Origin of the sequence: Rubrivirga halophila (genome assembly GCF_046845755.1) — a bacterium.
GTDB lineage: Bacteria > Bacteroidota > Rhodothermia > Rhodothermales > Rubricoccaceae > Rubrivirga.
The window spans coordinates 3,535,502-3,554,357 of the sequence record NZ_CP177357.1 but is presented as its reverse complement, the minus strand read 5'-3'; the positions used below and the strand labels follow the sequence as shown (position 1 = coordinate 3,554,357).

Sequence of the window (18,856 nt, the reverse complement as noted above, 5' to 3'; positions counted from 1 at the left end):
CGGAGCACCTCGCTCCGGCCGGTTCGTCCCCTCCGCTCGCAAGCGGACGGGGCTCAGCCCTGCCCGATCGGCGGGGGCGTCTCGACCGACATCTGGTGGGAGACCATGGTCGTCGTGGGGGCGCCGAGGTCGGCGGGTGTGGCGGCCGCCGGTGGGAGGGCGGGCGCCATCGCCGGCCGGTGGTCGTCAAGGGCGACCGCGATCACGGCCTCGGGCCCCGCGTCGGGCTCCGACGAGATGTGCCTGTGGACGTCGTCGCCGTGGGCGTGCCATCCCGCCGCGCTTGGCGGCGCGGTCGCGCGGAGCGTCCGCCACGTCTCACGGGGGGCGGTCTCGGGCACGCCGTCGTGCGTGTGGGCCTCGCCGCCCTGTCGGTGCGTGTGGTGCCTCGCGTCGTGCGCGTGGGACTCGGGCCGGAGCGTCGGGATCACCGTGTCCGCTCGTGGCTCGTCCACCAGGGTCGGCGCGACGAGGGCGTGGCCGTGGTGGTCGAGGAGGAGGTGGGGGAGAATCGCCAAACCCTGCCCCGGGGCCGTCGCCCCGAGCGCGAGCCCGTACCCCACCACCACGAACCCCACCAGCGCCGCGCGGAGGGCGCGGGCGGGGCGGGTCGCAGGGATGGGGCGGGCCATGGCTATCGGGCTGCGCTGGTGGCGCGGACGGAGGTCCCGCCATCGAGCGAGGCCATGAGCGTGCGGGCCTCGGCGGCCGTGCTGGGGCTCTCGACCGCGAGCCCGCCGTCGAGGGCGGCGCGGAGGTGGCGGGCGGCTTCGGCCGCGTCGCCGGCGGCGTCGTAGATCCGCGCGGCGCGGTAGTGGACCATCGCGTCGCCCGTGTCGAGGCGCATGGCGCGCTCGATGTAGGGGATGCCCGCGGCGGCGTCGCCGGTTTTGTAAAGGGCCCACGCCAACGTCTCGTTTGCGTGGAGGTGGCCGGGGCGCCGGGCCTGCTGCTCGCGCGCGAGCCGGAGCACGCGCTCGAGGTCCTCGTCGCGGTCGGCCAGGAAGTCGGCCTCCTCCATGTCGACGACTTCGCCGAAGCCGCGGGCCGTCAGCAGGGCGGCGTGGACGCGCTGGGCGGCGGCCTCGGCGGCGCGCTCGTTGCCGGCGGCGAGGTGCGCCTCGACCAGCAGCTCGTCGATCATCTCGAGCGGCTGGAGCGCGCGGGCCTCTTCCAGCAGGCGGACGGCCTCGTCGGCGTCGCCCTTGACGAGCGCCACGTGGCCGAGGCCGGCGAGGGCGGGGGCGAAGTCGGGCTTCTCGTCCAGGATGCCGGTGTAGATGAACGCCGCCGTGTCCGGCTTGGCGTCGCCGAGGTAGAGGCCGGCGAGGTGGTGGAGCGCCCAGGCGCGCTCGGGGCGGCCGCCGACGGCGGCGTCGGCCGCCAGGCGCATCGCGGCGATGGCGCCGTCGGTGTCGCCGTGGAGCTCGCGGAGGTAGCTCGCGCGCGAGTACGCGGGCAGGCCGGGCTTGAGCGCCAGCAGGTTGTCCGACGCCTCGACGGCCTGGTCGTACTCGCCGAGCTCGACGAGCGCGTCGACGAGCGTGCCCATGGCGTAGGCGTTGACCGGGTAGTCGGCCAGGATGCCGCGCGAGACGTCGCGGGCGTCCTCGAAGCGGTGGAGCACGTTGAACAGCGAGGCCTGGAGCGACCGGCCGTAGAGGGTCTCGGGGTCGCGCGCGACGGCCTCGGCGAGCAGCTCGCGTGCCTCGGGGATGGTCTCGGCCTGCGTCCCGCGCTCGGTCCCGAGCTGGAGGAGCGCGTGCGCGAGCCGGATGCGGGCGTCGACGGACTCGGGCTCGCGGCGGAGCAGGGCGCGGTAGTAGTCGACGGCCGTCGCGGCGTCGTCGAAGGTGTCGCCGGGGGCGATCTGGGCGTGGTCGTCGGGGAGCGCGGGCTCGGGCCGGGACGACCACTGGTAGGCGACGACGCCGACGGCGACGATCACCAGGCCGATGGCGAGAAAGAGGGCGGTACGGGAGGACATGAGGGAGGAGTCTCGGAAGCTGGATAAACAACATAGGGGGGCGGAGCGCGAAGCTCCGCCCCCCCACGGGTCGGCCGGCGCGGGCGCCGGCGAAGACCTACTGCGCTAGCGGACGACCGTGGCCCGCTTGGTGGCGACGAGCTCGCCGTCGACCATCAGGCGGTACAGGTACGTCCCGGCCGCCAGCGACGAGGCGTCCCACGGGAGGTCGTGGGCGCCCGGCTGGAACTGGCGGTCGGCGATCGTCTGGACGCGGCGGCCCTGGACGTCGTAGACGTCGATCCGCACGGCGCCCGGACGGGCGAGCTGGAACCGGACCGTCGACGAACCGGCGGACGGGTTCGGGAAGCTCTGGTTGAGGAGCATCCCCTGCGGGGCGCCCACGCCGATCCGGCCCGAGGTGCCGAACGTGGCGTCCGGGGCGTCGGCCATCTGGTCACGCACGTAGTCGTAGCCGCGGAACGGCGTCGCGAGGTACGGGAAGGCGTCCATGAACTCGACGTCGTTCTTGACCGGGCCGGCCGTGAAGTCGAGCTCCTGGAGCACCCGGTTGGTGATCAGCGCGCCCGAGTAGTCGGCGCCGGTGTAGTCGTCCTCCAGGAGGCCGACGGCCGTAAGCACGAGGCCACCAACGGCCTGGAGCTCGATGCCGGTCACGTCATCCTGCAGGCGGCGCCCGTTCGGGAAGCCGTCCATGTGGGGGATGAACTCGAGGTCCGTGTTGGCGAAGTCCGGCACGGTGAGGCCGATGGCCGCCGCGCGGATCAGGCCGAGACGGGCCCAGTCGTCGAACTCGTCCGAGGACCGGTCCGTCGTCGGGGTGGCCATGTTGAGGCGGAGCATGTCGCCGCCCCACAGGCCGCCGTCGGGCGTCTGGGTGATCGGGAGGAAGTTGTGGATGAATGGCTTGCCCTCGGTGAGGGGGTTGCCGTCGGTCTTCCCGGTCACCAGCTGGTACGGCGCGAGGTTGGGCACGCCGAAGTAGAAGATGGGGAAGATGTCCACGAGACGCGGCTGGTCGTTGCCGGCGAGCGCCGTCACGGAGTCGTCGCCGAGCGGGCGCAGCGGCGCGACCGAGTCGTCGAAGGCGGTGCCGGCCACGAACGAGGCGTCGACGTCGCCGGCCACGATGGCCTCGACGATGTCGTAGACGCCGTCGGAGTCCTCGACGGCGCCCGGGAAGTTGGTGTTGAAGTTGAACCCTTCGCTACCGTCGCCGTCGAGGTCGCCGAAGACGCCCGCGAGCGAGTTCTGCTGGATCACGAGGTCCTCCGACAAGCCGGGGACGGCCGGGCCGAAGGCGCCGTTGCCCATGTACAGGCCGAGCTCGGGGTTGGCGAAGTACTCGATGAAGTCCTGCTCCTCGGCGTCGTACGGCGAGATGTAGTTCCACCGGTCCTTCTCACCGATCGGGATGATGGCCTCGTTCGTCAGCGGCATGCCGAGACGGGAGACCTGGACGTAGGGGCCGCTCGCCGTCGGCGCGGAGCCGTCGTTCGAGAGCGTGGTCACCTGGGGGCGCGAAGCCGAGGCCCAGACGCCGATGACGTAGTTCGGGTCCAAGATGTTGTCGGCGTCGGCCGCGTCCATCCCGTCCTTCTGGAGCGTCGAGATCGGCACCTTCAGCACGAGGGCGTGCGTGTTGTAGCCGGCGACGGCGTCGCGGGCGCAGTCCGGGTTGGACATGTCCTCGCAGTACGTCTGGCGGATGCCGCCCAAGTCGAAGACGCCGCCGAGGTCGACGAAGAAGGGGTCGTCGCGCGGGCCGGCGAAGACGGTCTCACCGGTCGAGGCCGTGGTGATGGCGGACGAGACGAGGGCGTCGTAGCTGGTGCCGAGGCCGGCGCCGGACTCGATCGAGCGCGGGCCGATGTTGGCAGGCGGCGTGGCGCCGTCGGTCACGATCGTCTGGAAGGAGGCGCCGCCGTCGGTGCTCCGCTCGAGCGTGTAGCTCGTGTTGATGTTCTCCGCACCGAGGCGGATGTTGAAGAACGTCGACGGGTCCTCGTTGACGCGCTCGAACGTGAACCGGTAGGTGATGTCGTCGGTCGCCGAGCCGAGGGCGCCGGCCGACGTCTGGTTCTTGACGTGGATCTCGTACCGGACGTTCTCGCCGAAGTGGTTGTAGTTCGGGCCGCCCTCGGGGTGCGAGAGCGGGATGTAGTTGGCGACGATGATGACGCTCTCGTCATCGTTGGGGTCGCGGTAGGCGTAGACGTCGGTGTTGTCGGCGAGCGGGTCGTCGGCGATCAGCGGGGCCTCGCGGTGGCTGGAGGCGTCGGACGTGGGCGGGGCGAGCAGGCCGGCGGTCAGGATCAAACCTGCCGTGGCTGCACCCGCCAAAAGGGTACGTAAGGGGCTCATGTCGAAGAGGGGGGAGGGGGGAGTGGATGGATCTCCAAGAAAGGGGGATGCCGTAGCCGAGGAGAAGTCCATAGGTTGCTCATCCAGTGCTCACTTGTGTAGGAGAGCCCCTGACCGTGGCGTCAGGGTGTCCTATAACGCCGAGCCAATCACCGTTTCGTCATTGCAGAGTATCAGGAATTCCATGACCCCGACCTTGGCCGACCGACTGAGCGCCCGTCGCCGCGATCAGTTCGTGGGGCGCGCGGCCGAGCAGGCCCGGCTGGCGGAGGCGTTCGGGTCCGACGACCCCGCGTTCGTCGTGGCCCACGTCTACGGGCCGGGCGGGATCGGCAAGTCGGCGCTGCTCGACGAGGCGGCGCGGCTGGCGGCGGCGGCCGGCCGCGGCGTCGCCCGCGTCGACGGGCGCGACGTCGACCCGTCGCCGGCGGCGTTCGCGCGCGCGGCCGAGGCGGCGCTGGCGGCGGCGGGCGACGGGCCGCGCGTCCTCTTGGTCGACACGTTCGAGCGGATCGCCGCGCTCGACGCGTGGCTCCGCCGCGCGTTCGTGCCCAGCCTGGGCGCCGGCGACATGGTCGTGATCGCCGGGCGCGACCGGCCCGCGCCGGAGTGGCACGCCGACTACGCGGGCGCCGCGGCCACCTTCCGGCTCCGCAACCTGGACGCCGACGAGGCGGGCGACTACCTCACGGCGCGGGGGGTCCCCGAGGCCGCGCACGGGCCCGTGCTCGCGTTCACCCACGGCCACCCGCTCGCCCTCGCGCTCGCCGCCGAGCAGGCCCGCCAGCCGGACGCCGGCCCGTTCGACCCCGCCCAGGCGCCGGACCTGCTCGCGGACCTGCTCACGCGGTTCGTCGAGGCCGTCCCGACGCCGGCGCACCGGGCAGCGCTGGAGGCCGCCGCCGTCGTCCGCTCGGTGACCGTCCCCGTGTTGGAGTCGCTCCTCGACGACGCCGCAACCGACGCCGAGGCGCACTTCGCGTGGCTCCGCGACCTCACCTTCTCGACCTCCGACGCCGGGGGCGTCCGCCTGCACGACGTGGTCCGCGAGACGGTCGAGGCGGATGTCGGCTGGCGCGACCCGGCCCGCCACGCGGCGCTCGCGGCCCGCGCCCGGCGCGTGTATGCCGACGCGCTCCGCCGCGCGCCGACCGAGGACGCCCGGCGCATCATCCTGGGCGACTTTCTCCACCTCTACCGCCACCACCCGATCGCGGGCCCGCTTCTGCAGAGCCTGCGCACGGCCTGGGCCGACGCGGCCATCGACGGGGCCACGGCGCTCCGCGACGGCGACGCGGTCGCCCTCCGCGCGATGGTCGCGCGTCACCACGGCGAGGCCGAGGCCGAGGCCGTCGGGGGCTGGCTCGCGGCCCGTCCCGAGGCGGCCGTGGTTTTCCGCACGCTCCGCGGCGTGCCCGCCGGGTTCCTGCTCACGCTGCCGCTCGACGAGCTCTCCGACGACGAGTGCGCGGCGGACCCGGTGGCCGCGGCGGCCTGCACCGCCGTCCGCCCTCAGCTCCGCGCCGACGAGCGGGGCCTGCTGTTCCGGTCGTGGCTCGACGCCGACGCCGGGCAGGGCGTCTCGGCCGTGCAGGGCTTGGTCTTCGCGCGGACCGTCGAGTGCTACCTCACCACGCCTCGGTTGGCGGCGTCGGTCCTGCTGACGACCCAGCCGGACCTGTGGGAGCCCGTCTTCGCGATCGCCGGGCTGGCGCGGTGGCCGGAGGCCGAGGCGGACGGGGGGGCGGCGGCGTTCGGCAAGGACTGGCGCGCCGCGCCGCCCGACGCCTGGCTCGACGCGCTCGCGGCCCGGTCGCCCGCCGAGCCGCCGCCGCCGCCGGCCCGCGAGGCCGTCGTGGTGCTGTCGAAGGACGACTTTGCCGAGGCCGTCCGCGACGCGCTCCGGGCGTACGCCCGGCCGCACCGGCTGGCGGAGAGCCCGCTCGCGCAGGCCCGCGTGGTCCGCGAGCGGGGCGGCGACCCCGTCGAGGCGCTCCAGACGCTGCTGTCGGAGGCAGCCCGCCAGCTGGCCGACGGCGTCCGCGAGCGGCCCTACTTCCGCGCGCTCGACCTCACGTACCTCCACCCGGCGCCTACCCAGGCCGTCGCCGCCGAGCGGCTCGACCTCCCCTTTAGCACCTTCCGCCGCCACCTCGGCCGCGGCGTCGACCACGTCGTCGACGTGCTGTGGCGGGCCGAGACGGGCGGATAGGGAGGCCTACCGGCTCCCGCGAGCGGCCCACACGGGCGCCCACGCGGAGGCGTCGTACAGACCCACCTGGCTGAGGGCGGGGGCGGCCCGCGCCTCGTCCACCACGACCCGCCAGCGCCGGGCCGTGACGGGCGGGAAACGGAGCAGCCGTTTGTAGTTGACCGTCGTCGCCTCGGCGACCGTCTGCCACCGCGTGCCGTCCCAGGCCTCCAGCCGGAACGCGCCGATCCGCTGGCCGTAGCGGATCGGCTCGGCGAGTTCGAGCACGTTGGCGGTCTGCGGCGCCCCGAGGTCGACCTCGATCCACCCCGTGTCGGCCTCGGCCGCCCAGAACGAGTCCGGGTCGCCGTCGACGGCAGCGCCGGCCGCCCAGCCGTCGGAGCCCGGCCGGACGCTCGAGGCCGTCACCGCCGCGTGCCGGGCGAGGTCGTCGTCGAACATGGCGTCGAGGGCCGCCCGCCACTCGCGGAGGCGGTCCTCGTCCTCAGGGTCGATGAGCCCTCGCTGGTCCGGCGCCACGGCCAGCGTGAGCACGCACCCGCGCCCGACCGACGTGAAGTAGATCTCGACGAGGTCGTCGAGCGGCTTGGGGTCGTCCTGGGGGTGCCAGTACCAGCTCCGCACGGAGCGGAGCGTCACGTCGCACTCGAAGGGCGCCCACAGGTTGAAGTCGTCCCGCACCGACCAGTTCGTCTCGGGCGCGACGCCGTCCTCGTTGCCGGGAAAAAAGGCGTCCCACTCCGGCGCGATGACGGCGCCGGGCTGGTGCAGGCGGACCTCTCGGATCCACCGGAAGCGGTCGTAGGTCTCGAGCTGCTCCGGCGTCACGATCGTCTGGTCGTGCCCGTAGTCGAACCAGACCTGGTACAGCGAGCCGATGCCCGTGTTGTCCCAGCCCATGATGTCCTTGATGGCGGCCACGAAGTAGTCGTTGTAGCGCGGCGTCCCCCAGTCGGGGTGGCGACGGTCCCACGGCGCCAGGTACAGCCCGAGCTCGAGCCCGGCGGCCCGGGTCGCCTCCGCGACTTCGCGGACGAGGTCGCCGTCGCCGCCGCGCCACGGGCTCTGCGCCACCGTGTAGTCGGACAAGGGGGTGGGCCACAGGTGGAACCCGTCGACGTGCTTGGCCACCAGAAGCACCCCGTTGAATCCGGTCTCCTTGAAGATGCGGAGCCACTGGGTCGCATCGAGCGCCGTCGGGTTGAACAGGGCCGGGTCGTCGGTCCCGTCGCCCCACTCGGTGTTGGTGAACGTGTTGATGCCGAAGTGGATGAAGACGTTGGTCTCCATCCGCTGGAACCGGAGCTGGGCCGGGCTCGGGACCGGGTAGACCGGCGGGATCGGCGCCGACGCGAAGACGGGCGGCGGCGCCGCTGGCGGAGGGAGTGGGTCGGGCCCGAGTGGCGTGTCTCCGGAGCACGACGCCAGCACGAGCGCGAGCAGCAGGAGGGGCGCGCGCATAGGGAGAGATAGATGTGTATCCAATGTATCCGTGTGCAGAAGGAGGGGCCGTCAAGTCGCGGGGCTTAGCCCGCCTCGTCGGTGCACGCGGCGTCCGAGGCGCCCGCCAGCTCGCCCGTGTCGAGGAAGCCGCGGACCAGGCGGAGCACGCGGGGCCGCCACATCAGCGCCGTGTGGCCCGACGGCACGACCCGGTGCTGGGCGCCGTCGAGGCAGGTCTCGGCGACGGCCACCTTGCCGTCCCGGTCGCCCGCGACGACGGCGACGGCCACGTCGGGCAGCGGCCCCAGCTCGGCGGCCGTCCCGCCGCTCGCGCCCAGCTCGCGGATCGGCGGGAGCGCCCACCCGACCAGCGCCGCGAACCGGTCGGCGGAGGCGGCGCCCTGGTTCGGCGGCGCCAGCATCACCACCCTGCTCGCCCCGGGCGGCGGGTCGTGGAGCAGGTGCCACCGGATGACGACCGTCCCCAGGCTGTGGCCCACGTAGTGGACGCGCGGTGCGGGCTCGGCCGCCAGCTCGCGCGCGACGCGGTCGCCCAGCGCCGCCCCGATCTCGGCGACGCCCGGCCGCTGGCTGTCGTAGCCGACGTTGAGCACGCGGTACCCGGCGCGCTGGAGCGCGATCGCCAGCGGCGCCATCGACAGCGGCGTCCGCCCCATGCCGTGGACGAGCACGACGAGGTCGCGCGCGGGCGTCTCGGGGCGGGTGCTGGCGCAGCCCGCGAGCGTGAGGGCGGCGAGGGCGAGAACGCGGACGGTCATGCCGCACCCTACGGGGCCCGCCGCCGGTCGGTCTGGTACGATCGCACCAGTCCGTGACGGGGCCGGGCAGGAAGAGGACACCCGGCTCGCGACAGCCGGTGGGTAGCGTCAGCGTTGGACACACGCGCCCGAACGGAGGGCCGCTCTATCGCGTGGTGTTGGAGGCCCGAGAGCCCAAGTCCTCAGACTCAACTGCCAGCCGGTGACGGGCGGCGTCGAGGAACTCCTCCACGAGCACGAGCGGAAGGTCGGTCCGATATGCCGAGGCCGAAAGGACGCCGGTCGCGTCGGTGCGAAAGACCTCCGCGATCATCTCGGAGTCGTCCCAGAGTTCGAGGCCGAGACCATCTCGCCCCGAGACATCGCTTGCGGTAACGAGCCGGTACGCTTCGATCATTCAGGGCACGACCGCAGTAGAACCTCGCGCTACGCCTCGTCGACGGCCGTGAACACGACGCACGTGTTGTGGCCGCCGAAGCCGAACGCGTTCGAGAGCGCCACCTTGACCTCGCGGTCCTGGGGCGCGTTGAACGTGTAGTTGAGGTCGCAGGCCGGGTCCGGCGTCTCGAAGTTGATGGTCGGCGGGATGCGGCCGTGCGTCATCGCCAGGATGCTCGCGATCGCCTCGATGGCGCCGGCCGCGCCCAGCAGGTGGCCCGTCATCGACTTGGTCGACGACAGGTTCATGTCGTAGGCGTGCTCGCCGAAGACGGCCTTGATGGCCTTCGTCTCGGCCACGTCGCCGAGCGGCGTCGAGGTCCCGTGCATGTTGAGGTAGTCGACGGCGTCGGGCGCGACGCCGGCCGTCTCGAGCGCCTGCTCCATGGCCAGCTTGGCGCCGAGCCCCTCGGGGTGGGGCGCCGAGATGTGGTGGGCGTCGGCGCTCATGCCCAGGCCGGCGACCTCGGCGTAGATCCGGGCCCCACGCGCGACGGCGTGGTCGTAGTCCTCGAGCACGAGCGCGCCGGCGCCCTCGCCCATCACGAACCCGTCGCGGTCGGCGTCGAAGGGGCGGCTGGCGCCCTCGGGGTCGTCGTTGCGCGTCGAGAGCGCCTTCATGTTGCCAAACCCGCCGACGCCGATCTTGGTGATCGAGGCGTCGGTCCCGCCGGCGATCATCACGTCCGCGAGGCCGGCCTTGATGACCATCCAGGCGTCGCCGATGGCGTTGTTGGCCGTCGCACACGCCGAGACGGTCGCGTAGTTGGGCCCGTGGAGTTGGTGCCGCATCGAGATCAGGCCGGGCGCCATGTCGATGATCATCATCGGCACGAAGAACGGGCTGAGCCGGCGGGGGCCGTGCTCGGCGAACGTCACGACCTGGTCCTGGAACAGCTTCATCCCGCCGATCCCGGACCCCATGATGACGCCGGTCCGCGCGCGGAGCCGCTCGTCGAGGGTCTCGGCGTCGAGGCCGGCGTCCGCGAGGGCCTCGTCGGCGGCGACGATCGCGAACTGGGCGAACGGGTCGAGCCGGTTGGCCTCCTTGCGGTCGAGAAAGTCCGTCGCGACAAAGCCCTTGACCTCGCAGGCGAACTGCGTGGGGTAGTCGGACGCGTCGAAGTGGGTGATGGGCGCGGCGCCACTGCGGCCGGCCATCATGGCGTCCCAGTACTCGGGGACGGTGTTGCCGATGGGCGTCAGCGCGCCCAGTCCGGTGACGACGACTCGGCGGTCAGAGAACGACATGGGGGGGCGCGGTCGCGGCTCGGTCTAAAAAACCCGACGGCGCGTGGGGCGCGCCGCCGGGGCCTGTACGGTGGGGCGGGGGGTCTAGCCCTCGGCCCGCTTCTTGTCGACGTAATCGATGGCGTCGCCGACGGTCTGGATCTGCTCGGCGTCCTCGTCGGGGATGGTCGTGTCGAACTCCTTCTCGAACTCCATGATGAGCTCGACGGTGTCGAGGGAGTCGGCGCCGAGGTCGTTCGTGAACGAGGCCTCGCGCGTGATGTCGGCCATATCGACGCCGAGCTTCTCGACGATGATCTCCTTGATGCGCTGTTCGGTGGACTCGGCAGCCATGGGACGGTCGGGGTGGGTTGTAGAAGAGGGCCTGCAAGCTACGGCCGCTCGATAGCCCGGGCAACGCGCCCGGGGGGGACCGACGCCATCTCTGCGCCGGTCCTTACACGCCGCGGCGCGGGCCCGGGCGCCGGCCACGCGCGACGACCTCTCGAAGACCGCCGGGCGGCCGTCTCGGCGGTGGCCCGGGGCGGGGGCGGGCCTCTACCTTGCGCGCCCGTCTCCCCGCACCCGCATGGCCATGCTGTTTACCTCCGAGTCCGTCTCGGAGGGCCACCCCGACAAGGTCTCGGACCAGATCTCGGACGCGCTCCTGGACGCCTTCCTCGCAGGCGACCCCCGCAGCCGGTGCGCCATCGAGACGCTCTGCACGACGGGCCTGGTCGTGGTCTCGGGCGAGGTCACGAGCGACACCTACGTCGACGTCCAGGAGGTCGTCCGCCGGACCATCGAGGAGATCGGCTACACCGACCCGCTCCTCCAGTTCGACGCCCGGAGCTGCGGCGTGCTCGTCTCCATCCACGAGCAGTCCGCCGACATCGCCCAGGGCGTCGACGACGGGGCGGGGCTCCACGCCGACCAGGGCGCCGGCGACCAGGGCATGATGTTCGGCTACGCCACGCGCGAGGACGAGGCCACGCTGATGCCGCTGGCGCTCATGCTCTCGCACCGGCTCGTCAAGCGGCTCGCCGAGATCCGGAAGGCCGGCGAGCACATGACGTACCTCCGGCCGGACGCGAAGAGCCAGGTGACCATCGAGTACGCCGAGGACGGCCGGACGCCCGCCCGCGTCCACACCGTCGTGCTCTCGACCCAGCACCAGGACATCGACCCCGACGACGACCTCGCGACGCTCGCCCAGATCAAGGCCGACGTCCGCGAGCACGTGCTCCCGCACGTCTTGCCCGCCGCGCTCGTCGACGACGACCTCGTCCTCCACGTCAACCCGACGGGCACGTTCGTCATCGGCGGGCCCCACGGCGACACCGGGCTGACGGGCCGCAAGATCATCGTCGACACGTACGGCGGGAAGGGCGCCCACGGCGGCGGCGCGTTCTCGGGCAAGGACCCCTCGAAGGTGGACCGCAGCGCGGCCTACGCCACGCGCCACGTGGCCAAGAACCTCGTCGCGGCCGGGCTGTGCGACGAGGCCCTCGTTCAGGTCGCATACGCCATCGGCGTCGCCCAGCCCGTCTCGATCCGCGTCGAGACGAACGGGACGGCCCGCGAGGGCCTGACCGACGAGCGCCTCGCGGCGATCGTGACGGCGACGGTCGACCTCCGCCCGGCCGCCATCATCGAGCGGTTCGGGCTGATCGACGCCGACGCCTCGGTCCGCCCGCGCTACCGCGACACGGCGGCGTACGGCCACTTTGGCCGCGACGCCTTCCCGTGGGAGCGGACCGACCTCGTCGACGCGCTCACCGAGGCGGCCCGCACCGCCGAGGCGGCGTAGACGCGCGCGGCCGCCTTCCCACACGAGAAGGCGGCCGCGCACCGGACGGCAGCCCCCCATTGCCGAGGGGCCGCCGGACGCCAGTCGCTACCGGAGGATGGTGAACCGTTCGGTGCGCAGGAACGGGCCGTCGGGGCCCGTGGCCTCCATCCGCAGGACGTAGACGCCCGTCGCGAGCGACCCCGCCTCGAGCGTGGCCACGTGATGCCCGGCCTGGAACGTCCCGTCCGCCAGCGTCCGGACGGTCCGGCCCAGAAGGTCCACGATCTCGAGGCGGACGGCCGCACTTTCGGACACGCTGAACGTGATGCGGGCGCCGCCCCACGAGGGGTTCGGGGCCACGCCGTGGAGGGCGAGGGCGTCAGTCAGCGCGAGCGCTGAGCTCGGCGCGGCCGCCTCCGGCCCGGCGCTCTCGACCCACCGGTCCATCACGCCGATGGAGCAGCCGTGCTTCTCGTGGCCGTTGCCGAGGTCGAGCTCGTCGATGATCTGCTCGCACGAGCAGCCGCGCGTGTCGGCCGTCGTGTAGCTCCGGCCGGGCCCGTTGCCCCGCCCGCGCACGACGGTGTCGAACTGGTAGTCCCCGTCGACGAGGGCGAACCGGTTGGGCCGGAGGCCGCGCGTGGGGACGCTCTCCGGGATCACCGTCGCGGCGCACGCGTCGGCGCCGTCGTCGACGCCGTCGTTGTCGTCGTCGGGGTCGCAGGCGTCGCCGGTGCCGTCGCCGTCGGCGTCGGCCTGGTCGGGGTTGGCCACGGCCGGGCAGTTGTCGGCGTCGTCGTCGACGCCGTCGCCGTCCGCGTCCTGGACGAACACGAGGCTGAACTCGTAGACCCGGCCGGTCGAGCCGGCTGTGCCGCTCGGGACGCCTGGGCGCTGGAGCGCCGAGACGAGCGCGACGTTGTTCGCCGCGTCGATGGCGACCTGGTACCCCAGCTCGTTCCCCGCCGGCGCGCCGGCGGCCTGGAGCTTGGCCTCCTCCGTGCACGAGGCCCCGCACGTCGCGAGGTCATAGGCATAGGCCGCGCCGGAGTTCGTCCCCCCGTCGCTGTGGAGGAACGCCCCGACGACGACGCGGTCGCCGACAATCGCGACGCCCTCGCGGCCGAACCGGTCGCCGGGAGCGCCGTCGGACGGCGAGAGCGAAGCCAGAAGTGGGAGCGTGTTCCCCATCTTCTGGAACACGAACGCCTGGCCCGTGCCGCCGGCACCCTGCGCCCCGACGACGACCCGGGAGCCCCGCATGGCGACGGCCGACCCGAGGTGGTCGTCGTAGGCCGGGTCGTGGACTTGCTCCCAAGCCATAATCGCGCACCAGGCGTTGGGGCCGTATGGGCATTGCGCGAGGTTGTAGTAGTAGAGGGACCCGTCCCCGTCGGGATAGACGCCCTCGCCGATGCGGGGGGCGCCCACGGCGATGAACTGGCCCTCCATGTCGACCGACCAGCCGAACTTCTCACCCGCCCCGCCCAAGCCTTTCAAGGTTTTGGAGAGCGTGAGTCCGGTGGACGTTATGTCGTACACGTAGGCCGCCCCTCGCCGGTCCGGCCCCGCCCAGTACTCTGTGACGACGAGGCGATTCCCGGAGATGGCGACGTCCTGGCCGAATCGCTGCGAGGTCGGGGACGGGGAGAGGGCCGCCGTCTCTGTGCACGGGGACACGCACGTCGAGAGGTCGAAGAAGTACGCCTTCCCATTGTTCGCCGACCCGACGTCGTGCAGGACCGCGCCGACGATGGCGAAGTCGCCCTCGATGTCGACGGACTGCCCGAACAGAGCGCCTGGGTCGCTGCCAGCCGCGGGCTGCCCGTCGGAGGGGGCGAGCTCGAACTCGACGGTCCAGTTCCCGGCGAGGTCGCGGCCGTAGACGTACGCGCGGCCCCTCCCGTTGTCGGCCCGGCGGGCGCCGACGATGAGGCGGGTGCCGTCGTACTCCATCGAGATCCCGAACTCGTCACCGACGGAGGCGCCCGCGGGGGCGACGCTGGCCTGCTCGGAGACCGTCGGGGCGATCAGCGCGGCGAGCGCGAGGGGGTTGGGGACGTCGGCGGGGAGGGCGGCGAGGACGGCCTCCCGGACGTCGGGCGGATCCGCGGGGCCGGCGACCGCGGCCGGCGCGGCGATAAGGGCCACGAGGGCGAGGGTTGTGAGCTTGCGCATGAGCGTAAGGGGTGGTAGAAACGGGGTTTAAACAACCCGCCTAGCCCCGTTCTGCAGTTGCCCCACCGTCTCAAAGCGTTGCCCGAGCGTCTCAATGGGGTCGCCGAGGCCCTACAGGGGCGCGCTGGCGGCGTACGCCGAGGGCCGCAGGCCGAAGTGCGCGTCGAACCGGTTGGAGAAGTGGGCCACGCTCTTGAACCCGACGGCGTACGCCACCTCCCCGACCCCCCCGGCCCCCACGGCCAGCAGCGCCGCCGCCCGCGACAGCCGGACCTCCCAGATCAGGTCGGCCGGCGACCCGTCGACGGCGCCGTCGAGCTGCCGGTACAGCGTGGCCCGGCTCACGCCCACGGCCTGGGCGAGCGCGTCGACCGAGAGCGTCTCGTCGCCGAGTCGGGCGTCGACCGCCTGGACAAGGCGCGCCACGAGCGCTTGCTGCGCCGCGGTCGCCTCCGGCCGGACCGTGACGGGGTCGCCGGTGGCCGGGCCGGGCGGGCGAGCGTCAGGCCCCCCATCTCGGAGCCGCTGCCGGCCGGCCACGAGGGCGTCCACGCGGGCGCGGAGCTCGGCCGGGGCGAAGGGCTTGGCGAGGTAGTCGTCGGCGCCCAGGCCCAGGCCCTCGACGGTGTCCTCGACGGTGGCGCGGGCGGTTAGGAGCAAGACCGGCACGAAGTCCGTCTCGGGATCGGCCCGGAGCGCGCGGAGCAGCCCGAGCCCGTCGAGCCCCGGCATCATCACGTCGCTCACGACCACGTCGGGCGCGTGGGCGCGGGCGCGCTCGAGGGCCTGGTGTCCGTCGGCCGCCTCGATCACCGCGTAGCGGTCCTCGAGGTGGCCCCGGACGAGGTCGCGGAGGTCCGCGTTGTCGTCGACGACGAGCACGCGCGGCGTGTCGTCGGCCGACGGGGCGGGGGCCGGGGGGCAGCGGTGCCGTCCGGTGCCCGAGGCCGCCAGCAGCTCCGTCAGCCCCGACGGGACCGGCGCCCGCGCGGGGCCGGCCGCCTCGGCCGCCGGGAGCGAAAGCGTGAACGTGGCGCCCTCGCCCGGCCGGCTCTCGACGTCCGCCGTCCCGCCGTGGGCGTTGGCGATCTCCAGCACCAGGGCCAGCCCGATCCCCGTCCCCGCCCGACGCCGCGTCGAGGCCCCGTCCGCCTGATAGAACCGGTCGAACACGCGCGCCGCGTGGTCCGGCGTGAGGCCCGGCCCCGTGTCCGACACCGAGAAAACGACGCCCCCCCCTGGAGCGCTGGCCAGCCCGACCCGCACCGCCCCTCCCTCCGGCGTGAACGAGATCGCGTTCGCGAGCAGGTTCGCCAGCGCCGTCTCGACCTTGCTGGGGTCGAACGTCCCCTCGACGGGGGCCAGGTCCGTCTCGAGCGAGACCCCCTCGCGCTCGGCGAGGGGGCGGAACGCCTCGGCCGTGCGCGCCGCGAAGGCGGCGGCGTCGATGCGGGTGGGCGCGAGGGCCACCGACCCGGCGTCGAAGCGGGCCAGGGCGAGGAGCTGCTCGACGAGTGCGAGGAGCCGTTTCCCGTTCCGCTCAGCGACCCCGACCTGGGCGAGGGCGTCGGCAGTGAGCGGGCCATGCCGGCCCTCGCCGAGATCGGCGAGCGGCCCGAGGACGAGCTGGAGCGGCGTCCGGAACTCGTGGCTGACGTTGGCGAAGAGCCGGCTCTTGGCTTCGTTCAACGTCAAGAGTTCCCCCGCCATCCGGGCCACTGTCCGCTTCTCCGACTCCAGCGCGGCCGTCCGCTCGGCGACGACCTCGTCGAGCGCCCGAGCACGCTCGACGAGGGTCCGCTCGCGTCGGCGGACGGCGAGCCCGACGGCGCTGAGCAGCACGAGCGCGACGAGACCCCGGAACCACGGCGTCTCCCAAAGCCGCGAGGGGACGACGATGGCCGGCGCGGCCACAGGCCCGCTCCAGATGCCCCCCGCGTTCATGGCCTGGACGTGGAGGGTGTAGCGGCCTGGCGTGAGGCGGCCGTAGGCCACGCGTCGGGCGGGCCCCTGGTCGACCCACCCGTCGTCGTAGCCCTCGAGGAACGTCCGGAACTGGATGAGGCCGGGCTCGACAAAGCCGGCGGCGGTGTACGACACCTCGATCGCCCGGGCGCCGACGGGGAGCCGCACGGGCTCGGCGAGCGTGGTCGGGGCGCCGCCCTCCGGTGTGACCGTCTCGATGGTCACGGGGAGGGGCCGGGCGTGCCGTCGGGCGTAGCGCCCGGGGTCGATCCGCGTGACCCCCTTGTACGACGGGATCCACAGGCTCCCGTCCGCGGCTTGCGCTGCCCCCCACAGCCGGTTCGACGCGCCGAGGTGGCCCTGGGACGGGAGGAGCGTGACGGTGTGGACGCGCTCGCGGTCGCCGTCGAGGACGGCGTTGGCGTCGGCGAGGAGGAGACGGTGGAGGGCGCGGCGGCCACTGAGCCAGAGCGCGCCGGAGCCGTCGAGGAGCACCGCCTGGAGCGGGCCCGATGGGGCGCCTGCCTCCGGGCGGAGCCACCGGGCCTCGCCGGCTCGGATGCGGACGAGCCCGCGGTCGGTCGCGGCCCATAGCGCCCCATCGGGGCCGTCGGCGAGGTCGCGAACAGCGCGGCCCTGGAGCACCTCGTCGGGCCGCATCCTGGCCCGCCCGTCGTCGCCAACGACGGCGAGCCCACGGTCCGTGGCGACCCAGAGTCGGCCGTCGCCGGCCCGGTGGAACGCCGTCACGGCCTGACGCCAGTCGACGTCGAACGCCACCGAGTCGGTCACCGTCCCGGTCCGCGCGTCGAACCGCCGGGCCAGGCCGCGGGCGTCGCCGACCCAGAGGACGTCGGCGTCGGCGGGGTCGGGGTAGAGGACCCGGATCACGCCCGCGGCCCCGTCGTCGACGACCTCGGCCCGCCCGTCGTCGACGACCTCGGCCCGCCCGTCGAGGAGGCGGAGGAGCGCGTGGTTGGCGGCCCCCCACCGCCGCGCGCGCGCGTCCTCGACCACGTGGCCGACCTCGGCGTGCCCGTCGGTCACGTACCCGTGGAGGGCGTCCGGTCGGGCCTCGATCCGGTACGTGTCGGTCGTGACCGCGCCCCTGTGAACGGTCGCCACGCGGGTCTCGCCGTCGCCCGAGGCCGTGCTCACGATGACGCCTCCGTCAGCGGCCGGGGCCGCGCGCGCGGCGTAGCGCGGGAGCCCCTCGTCCAGCGTGACGCGTTCGAACGGCTCCTCCGTGATCTGAAACAGGCCGGTCCCTGATGAATGGGCCCAGATCGAGCCCTGGCGGTCCTCGAACACCTGCTGGATCCAGGTCGCCCCAGCCGGGGCGATGGTCGCGAGCGTCTGGCCGTCGCGGACGACGGCCAGACGGTTCGCGCCCTCGCCGTCGGCGAGCTGGACCCACGCCCGACGCTGGCGGTCCACGAGCATGACCCGTTCGGTCTCGTCGTCGTGCCAGATCCACGTGAGCAGCCGGCCGGCCGCGTCGGTCAGGTCGACGCGCGAGCGGGCACCCCGGGCGGCGGCGGCCACTGCCTCGGGGACGGAGGCGCCGGCGGGGCGATGGAAGAGGGGCCCGTACTGGGTGGGCGAGAATCCGCCGGACCGGCCGTCGCGCGGCGAGACGAACCGGCCTCCCTCCCGGCGGACCACGACGGCCCCGCCCACGAGACTGGGGGGCGCGTCGCGTATCTCCCCGGCCTCGAGCATCGCCCACAGCACACCGTCGTCGTCGACGGCGACCGGCGGCCAGATCGTCCGGAGCCGGTCGGTCTCCCGGACGAACCCGCCCCCGGCCTCGTCGAAGCGGGCGAGGTACGGGCCGGTGCTGACGGCCCAGAACGTGCCGTCGCCGTCCTCGACGAACCCCTGGACCCAGTGCGCGTCGCCGTAGGCCTCGGCGAGCGAGTACGCCGTCCACTCGCCGTCGCGGAGGCGGTAGGCCCACCGGTCCTGGCTCCCGACCCAGAGGTCGCCCGACGAGGTGACGGCGAGCCCGACGAACTCGACGCTATGGAAGATGGGGGTCGTGTCCGGTGTGAAGACCACAAACTGCGCGCCGTCGAATCGCACGAGCCCTCCAGCCGTGGTCATCCAGAGGTAGCCGTCAGCTGTCTGGGCGACGGCCTGGACGGGCGTCGGGAGTCCATCGTCGAGCGTCCACTCACGGACTCGGAACGACGGGCGGAGCGTGGTGTCGGGATTGCTCGGGCCCACCGAGGACAGGGCCTGGGGTGGTGGGGGCGGTGGGGGCGATCGATATGCGGCGGCCCCGAGTGCTCCTAGCAATGCCAGCCCTGTGAGCCAGGGGGCGAGGGAGGGTCTTGGCATCGTGGGGGTTCGCCTGCTCGACCCAGAGAATAACAGCGCTTGGCCAAACGGCAGCTGGGCCTCCCGCTGGAGGGTCGGCCGGGGAGGGCGCAGGCTCGACCGGCTGCCGCAGCACGTCCACGACG

12 protein-coding genes are annotated in these 18,856 nt (G+C 73.4%); 2 read left to right on the top strand and 10 right to left on the bottom strand.

All coding sequences use genetic code 11. The features are described from left to right. Positions 1-53 precede the first annotated feature (53 nt). From ACLIRP_RS15510 to ACLIRP_RS15500, 3 genes are all read right to left on the bottom strand, one after another. On the bottom strand, positions 54-632 hold the full coding sequence (locus tag ACLIRP_RS15510) for a hypothetical protein (protein ID WP_412061374.1): 579 nt from the start codon (positions 630-632) through the stop codon (positions 54-56). Positions 633-634: 2 nt separating this feature from the next. Next, positions 635-1,987 (bottom strand): tetratricopeptide repeat protein, encoded by a 1,353-nt coding sequence (locus ACLIRP_RS15505; RefSeq protein ID WP_412061373.1) that lies wholly within the window; start codon positions 1,985-1,987, stop codon positions 635-637. 105 nt (positions 1,988-2,092) lie between these two features. After that, on the bottom strand, positions 2,093-4,306 hold the full coding sequence (locus tag ACLIRP_RS15500) for a DUF4331 family protein (protein WP_412061372.1): 2,214 nt from the start codon (positions 4,304-4,306) through the stop codon (positions 2,093-2,095). A 229-nt stretch (positions 4,307-4,535) separates the two neighbouring features. Between ACLIRP_RS15500 and ACLIRP_RS15495 the strand changes: the two genes are divergently transcribed. Continuing rightward, entirely contained in the window at positions 4,536-6,563 is a 2,028-nt protein-coding gene (locus ACLIRP_RS15495) for an ATP-binding protein (protein WP_412061371.1), read from the top strand. 6 nt (positions 6,564-6,569) lie between these two features. Here ACLIRP_RS15495 and ACLIRP_RS15490 read toward each other — a convergent pair whose 3' ends face one another. The 5 genes from ACLIRP_RS15490 to ACLIRP_RS15470 all read right to left on the bottom strand — a co-directional run bounded on the left by ACLIRP_RS15490 (position 6,570) and on the right by ACLIRP_RS15470 (position 10,807). After that, on the bottom strand, positions 6,570-8,024 hold the full coding sequence (locus tag ACLIRP_RS15490) for an alpha-L-fucosidase (protein ID WP_412061370.1): 1,455 nt from the start codon (positions 8,022-8,024) through the stop codon (positions 6,570-6,572). 65 nt (positions 8,025-8,089) lie between these two features. Then, positions 8,090-8,785: an esterase/lipase family protein gene (locus ACLIRP_RS15485; RefSeq protein WP_412061369.1), complete on the bottom strand. Its 696-nt coding sequence runs from the start codon at positions 8,783-8,785 to the stop codon at positions 8,090-8,092. A gap of 145 nt (positions 8,786-8,930) precedes the next feature. Next, positions 8,931-9,182 carry a hypothetical protein gene (locus tag ACLIRP_RS15480; RefSeq protein ID WP_412061368.1) on the bottom strand — a complete coding sequence of 84 codons (252 nt, stop codon included), beginning with the start codon at positions 9,180-9,182 and terminating at the stop codon, positions 8,931-8,933. A gap of 29 nt (positions 9,183-9,211) precedes the next feature. Then, positions 9,212-10,474: a beta-ketoacyl-ACP synthase II gene (gene fabF / locus ACLIRP_RS15475; protein WP_412061367.1), complete on the bottom strand. Its 1,263-nt coding sequence runs from the start codon at positions 10,472-10,474 to the stop codon at positions 9,212-9,214. Between the two features lie 84 nt (positions 10,475-10,558). After that, a complete protein-coding gene (locus tag ACLIRP_RS15470) occupies positions 10,559-10,807 on the bottom strand; it encodes an acyl carrier protein (RefSeq protein ID WP_412061366.1) in 249 nt (82 codons plus the stop codon). 235 nt (positions 10,808-11,042) lie between these two features. Here ACLIRP_RS15470 and metK point away from each other — a divergent pair, with 235 nt between their 5' ends. Continuing rightward, positions 11,043-12,263: a methionine adenosyltransferase gene (gene metK, locus ACLIRP_RS15465; protein WP_412061365.1), complete on the top strand. Its 1,221-nt coding sequence runs from the start codon at positions 11,043-11,045 to the stop codon at positions 12,261-12,263. Positions 12,264-12,350: 87 nt separating this feature from the next. On the opposite strand, the gene ACLIRP_RS15460 is transcribed toward metK, so the two are convergent. After that, a complete protein-coding gene (locus tag ACLIRP_RS15460) occupies positions 12,351-14,423 on the bottom strand; it encodes a thrombospondin type 3 repeat-containing protein (protein ID WP_412061364.1) in 2,073 nt (690 codons plus the stop codon). 111 nt (positions 14,424-14,534) lie between these two features. After that, complete coding sequence (locus ACLIRP_RS15455) at positions 14,535-18,617, bottom strand: response regulator (RefSeq protein WP_412061363.1); 4,083 nt, start codon at positions 18,615-18,617, stop codon at positions 14,535-14,537. Positions 18,618-18,856 lie beyond the last annotated feature (239 nt).